6 protein-coding genes and 1 tRNA gene are annotated in these 4,421 nt (G+C 66.6%); 3 read left to right on the top strand and 4 right to left on the bottom strand.

Annotated features, from left to right (window positions below; all coding sequences use genetic code 11):
• Positions 1-931, top strand: a 931-nt coding sequence (locus tag RT662_RS11225) for a translocation/assembly module TamB domain-containing protein (RefSeq protein WP_313670790.1), incomplete at its 5' end; no start/stop codon positions are given.
• Positions 932-938: 7 nt separating this feature from the next.
• On the opposite strand, the gene RT662_RS11220 is transcribed toward RT662_RS11225, so the two are convergent.
• Complete coding sequence (locus RT662_RS11220; RefSeq protein ID WP_313670789.1) at positions 939-2,042, bottom strand: Glu/Leu/Phe/Val dehydrogenase dimerization domain-containing protein; 1,104 nt, start codon at positions 2,040-2,042, stop codon at positions 939-941.
• 153 nt (positions 2,043-2,195) lie between these two features.
• Here RT662_RS11220 and RT662_RS11215 point away from each other — a divergent pair.
• Positions 2,196-2,272 (top strand) — tRNA-His (locus RT662_RS11215).
• Here the strand turns inward: RT662_RS11215 and RT662_RS11210 are convergent.
• The gene (locus tag RT662_RS11210; protein ID WP_313670788.1) at positions 2,251-2,817 is read right to left on the bottom strand and encodes a superoxide dismutase family protein; all 567 of its coding nucleotides are present in this window, start codon (positions 2,815-2,817) and stop codon (positions 2,251-2,253) included. The two genes, RT662_RS11215 and RT662_RS11210, sit on opposite strands and share 22 nt — an antisense overlap.
• A gap of 6 nt (positions 2,818-2,823) precedes the next feature.
• Positions 2,824-3,336, bottom strand: coding sequence for a DUF6456 domain-containing protein (locus tag RT662_RS11205; RefSeq protein WP_313670787.1), 513 nt, complete (start codon positions 3,334-3,336; stop codon positions 2,824-2,826).
• Positions 3,337-3,430: 94 nt separating this feature from the next.
• Here RT662_RS11205 and RT662_RS11200 point away from each other — a divergent pair, with 94 nt between their 5' ends.
• The gene (locus RT662_RS11200) at positions 3,431-3,994 is read left to right on the top strand and encodes a helix-turn-helix transcriptional regulator (RefSeq protein ID WP_313670786.1); all 564 of its coding nucleotides are present in this window, start codon (positions 3,431-3,433) and stop codon (positions 3,992-3,994) included.
• Between the two features lie 7 nt (positions 3,995-4,001).
• On the opposite strand, the gene RT662_RS11195 is transcribed toward RT662_RS11200, so the two are convergent.
• Positions 4,002-4,421, bottom strand: a 420-nt coding sequence (locus RT662_RS11195) for a glutamate ligase domain-containing protein (RefSeq protein ID WP_409530169.1), incomplete at its 5' end; no start/stop codon positions are given.

Raw genomic sequence — 4,421 nt, 5'->3', positions numbered from 1 at the left:
CAACGCCGCCATCCTGGGCCGCGATGATCTTTCCGCCACTGGCAGCGGCAATATCCGGTTGGCGACCGACGAATATGGCGGCGTCGTTTCGGGCACGCTCACGTTGTCGCGCGCCGATTATCGCGTCGGGCGCACCGCCGTGGCCGATGTGCCGGTGCTGCAGGTGACCGAGAAGAACACCCGCGTGCTCGGCCGTCGCACGGTGCAATATGTCGCCCCCACGCGCTGGCTGTTCAATCTCAATATCAAGGCCGATCGCCGACTGTTGGTCACCGGCATGGGCATCAATTCGGAATGGCAAGCTGATGTGCGGCTGCGCGGCGGCGCCACCACGCCGGAACTGTTCGGCCGGGTGCAACTGGTGCGCGGCGATTATGATTTTGCCGGCAAGCGTTTCCAGCTCACCCGCGGCGATATTCGGTTCGTCGGCGGCTATCCGCCCGATCCCATCATCGCCGTGACCGCCGAAAACACCGGCAACGGCTTCACTGCCTTCCTGAATGTGGAGGGCACGGCGCAGCGGCCGCAGATCAAGTTCAGTTCGGTGCCGTCTCTGCCGGAAGATGAAGTGTTGTCGCGTGTGCTGTTCGGCAGCCGGGTCACCGATCTTTCGGCCCCCGAAGCCATCCAGCTGGCCGGCGCGCTCACGTCGCTTCGTGGCGGCGGTTTCAACCCGATTGGCGCAGTGGGCAAGGGCCTGGGGATCGATCGGCTGCGCATCCTGCCCGCGGATGTCGTCACCGGGCGGCGCACCACGGTGGCCGCCGGGCAATATGTTGGCCGCAATGTTTACGTGGAGCTTGCCACCGACGCGCAGGGCTATACCGCCACCAGCATCGAGATCGGGTTGACCCGCACCTTATCGGTGCTCAGCCAGGTGGCAACGCTGGGCGGCACCTCGGCCAGCGTGCGCTGGAAGAAGGATTATTGAAGGCGGCTTACCGCCCGATCAACGCCTGCGCCGTGCGGTCCGCCACCACGTCAGTGGGCAACCCGCTGGTATCGGCCTCTGCAAACAAGGTCGTCAGGCGCGGGCCGATGGCATCCACCGCTGCATTCACCTCGGCCAGCGTCACCTTGTGGCCTTCTGTCTTGGCCAGATATTCGGCCACGACCGAGATGATGCCGCCAGCATTGATGACATAGTCGGGGACATAAAGGATGCCGCGCGCCGCCAGCCGGGCACCGTCTTCCGGCGTGGCCAGCTGGTTGTTGGCAGCACCCGCCACCACCGCCACGTCGAGCGCAGCAATGCTGTGCTGATCAAGGATCGCGCCCAGCGCGTTGGGGCTGAACACATCGGCCTTCACTGCCATGATCGCCGAGACGTCCACCTGGGTCGCACCCAGTTCGGCGGCCAACGCTGCGGCGCGGGCCGGATCGACATCGGCAATGGTCAGCCGCGCGCCCTCGGCGGCCAGCGCCCGGGCCAGCGCACCGCCAACACTGCCAACGCCCTGGATGGCCACGTGGAGCCCGGCAACACGATCGGTGCCCAGCTTGTGGCGCACGGCTGCCTTCAGCCCGACCAGCGCGCCACGCGCCGTGAACGGCCCCGGATTACCGCCCACTTCTCCGGCTGCCACCGGCAAGCCGGCCACGTGCGCCGTGCGACGGGAAACCACCACCATGTCGGCATCGCTCATGCCCACATCTTCGGCGGTGACATAGCGGCCGCCCAGCGCCGCCACGGCATCGCCAAAGGCTTCCAGCAGCGCTTCCGTCTTGGGCGCATCGGCAATCAGCACCGCCTTGCCGCCGCCGGCCTTCAAGCCAGCCATGGCATTCTTGTAGCTCATGCCGCGCGACAGGCGCAGCGCATCGGTGAGCGCCGCGGCCTCGCTGGCATAGGCCCAGCGCCGCACGCCGCCGGCCGCCGGGCCAAGATGGGTAGAGTGAATGGCCACGATGGCATGCAGGCCGGTGGCCGCATCCTTCACCAGCGCCACGCGTTCATGGGCGTCGAACCCTGGCGCGCCAGTTGCATCAAGGGCAGCCAGCTGCACGGTTGCGAAACGGGCAGCGGGGGCGGCAACGGTCATCAGCGCGACTCCAATGGGCGGGATTTCATTGCGCGATATTGTAATAAAATTTCCGTTCGACGCAACGGTCATTCACGGACCGGCGGGCGGAACTTCTGGCTTGCCACTGGCCCCGCCCTCGTCTATCCCGCGCCTCCCGACAGGTTCGTCGTGGCGACTGTAGCTCAGCTGGTTAGAGCGCTGGTTTGTGGTACCAGAGGTCGCGGGTTCAAGCCCCGTCAGTCGCCCCACCTGTTTTCCGCACTTCGCCGCACGCGATGCGCGTGCCAGCGTTGCCGGCCGGATCACTGCGATAATCATCGGCCTTGGCGTGCAGTACCACCGCCGCGCCATCAGCATCGAGCAGCGGCGCATCGCCATCGGTCAGGCGCAGGCCGGGCAGCATCAGGTTCATGTCACCCACGCCCTTTTCGGTCACGGCCAGATTGGGCAGATCGCCGGCATGGGCGCCCATCGGGTTATCGCGGCCATGCTGCTTGCCCGCCGGATTGAAGTGCGGCCCGGCGCTGGTGAAATCCGGGCCAACGCAGCGGCCAACGGCGTGCAGGTGCATGGCATATTGGCCCACAGGGAGCCCCTTTACCGTGGCAATCAGCTGCACACCTTCGGCCATCTGCAGCAATTCCACTTCGCCCAGGCTGTTGCCGTCCGCCGTGAGCAGGCGGGTAGAGAGCATCACCGACGGCGGCGCGCCACCCACCCGGCCCAGTGATTCCGTTTTGGGCCCGCACGCCGCGAGAACGAGGAGCGGCAGGAAAAGGGTGAGGCGGCGCATGGTGGCTTACTCCGATGATTGAAGCCCATAATGGCTGACCAGGCGATCAAGCGCCAGTTGCAGCACGAGTTTTCCGGCCCGCACTGGCCAGCCCAGCGCACGTTCGGCCGCTTCAAGGCCTTCACCCTGACAGATCACCCGCCAGGCGATATCGGAAAGGCCAGGGCCGCAGGCGGCAACTGCCGCCTCGAACCGGCGCTTGGCGGCGATCTGCCCGCCGGAAAGATCGGGCGAGTCGCCCTGCCCGCGCGTGGCTGCCGGCAATGGATCCCAGCGCATCGTCACGCGCGGCCCCAATTGCGCATGGTAATAGTCGGCGCGCAGCCGTTCGCTTGCCAACAATTGCACCGGTGAAACGTGGCCACGCCGCGCCAGCCACGCCAGCGGCGATTCGGCCAGATTCACCGTCACCCGGGCGCGATCGACGATATCGGGCGCCGGCAGGATGCGTGTCGCGAGCAGGCGATTTTCGGTCAGCGGTGCGATGTCCGGGGTGATTTCCTGCGCGTGGCGAGCCATCAGCTTTTCTCCGTTGCGGCACGTTGATGATGGATTACCTCTTGCACAGGAGAGGTATTGTAGGACAGAAATAACCAGAGAGGTTATTTGATCCATGCTCACCCGTATCCGTGATGTTCGAAAAGCGCGCGGCCTCACACTGGCCGATGTGGCTTCCGCCTGCGATCCGCCGACCACGCCGCAAACCATCGGGCGGCTGGAAACCGGCATGCGCACCGTATCGATCGACTGGCTGGAGCGCATCGCTGCTGCGATGGCGGTGCCGGCCTCCAGCCTGGTCTCCATGCCTGATCGGGCGGATGTGCCGGTGGCGGCGCTGATCGGCAGCAATGGCGCCGATGCCCCCGAACGGCCACGCACGTTACTGCCGCCGCAGCCGCAACCCGATCTGATCGGCATGGTGGTGGAAACCGCCCAGGGCGATTATCGCAGCGGTGACGAACTTTGGGCGCAACGCCTTGCCCCCGCCCAGTTCGGCCGCGCCATCAACCGCGATGTGCTGGCGCCGCGCCCGGCTGGCCGCTTTGCCTTTGGCCGCCTGATCGCGGTGGACGGCAGCCGCATCCAGCTGCTGCCCACAACACCCGGCGCACGCCAGCAGGTGCTGGCCGAGGTGCCGTGGCTGGCGATGGTAACAATGCTGGTGCGGCGGCCCTAGGCCAGGATCAGTTCGGCAGATTGCCGTTCAGCTCCAGCGCCCGGCCCGCCAGGTGCAGTGATCCGGTGACCAGCACGAGCGGCGGGCTTTCACTGTTGCGCGCGATGGCGCGCAGCGCCTTGGTCAGATCGGGCGCGGTTACGGCGGCCATGCCCATGGCTGATGCGGTGGCTGCCAACCGGGCGGGATCATGGGCAGCGTGGCCTGGCACCGGCACGGCATAGAGCGCCGATGCCATGCCAGCAAAGCTCTTCAGAAAGCCTTCGGCATCCTTGGCCGCCAGCATGCCCGTCACAAGCAGCAGGCGCTGGCCGGATTGCAGCAAGGGCCGCACGCTTTCGGCCAGGGCGCGGCCGGCGGCAGGATTGTGGCCGCCATCGATCCACAGGCTGCTGCCCGCCGGCAGCAATTCCCACAAGGGCCCGCT

The sequence above is a fragment of the Sandarakinorhabdus sp. genome, from assembly GCF_032115815.1.
Classification (GTDB): domain Bacteria; phylum Pseudomonadota; class Alphaproteobacteria; order Sphingomonadales; family Sphingomonadaceae; genus Sandarakinorhabdus.
The sequence above is the reverse complement of the archived record's forward strand: the minus strand, read 5'-3'. Positions and strand labels throughout refer to the sequence as shown.

Bases quoted from the DNA above. Each gene is read 5' to 3' on its own strand.
- RT662_RS11200 (WP_313670786.1), top strand. From the start codon at position 3,431: ATGCTCACCCGTATCCGTGATGTTCGAAAAGCGCGCGGCCTCACACTG.
- RT662_RS11205 (WP_313670787.1), bottom strand. From the start codon at position 3,336: ATGGCTCGCCACGCGCAGGAAATCACCCCGGACATCGCACCGCTGACC.
- RT662_RS11210 (WP_313670788.1), bottom strand. From the start codon at position 2,817: ATGCGCCGCCTCACCCTTTTCCTGCCGCTCCTCGTTCTCGCGGCGTGC.
- RT662_RS11220 (WP_313670789.1), bottom strand. From the start codon at position 2,042: ATGACCGTTGCCGCCCCCGCTGCCCGTTTCGCAACCGTGCAGCTGGCT.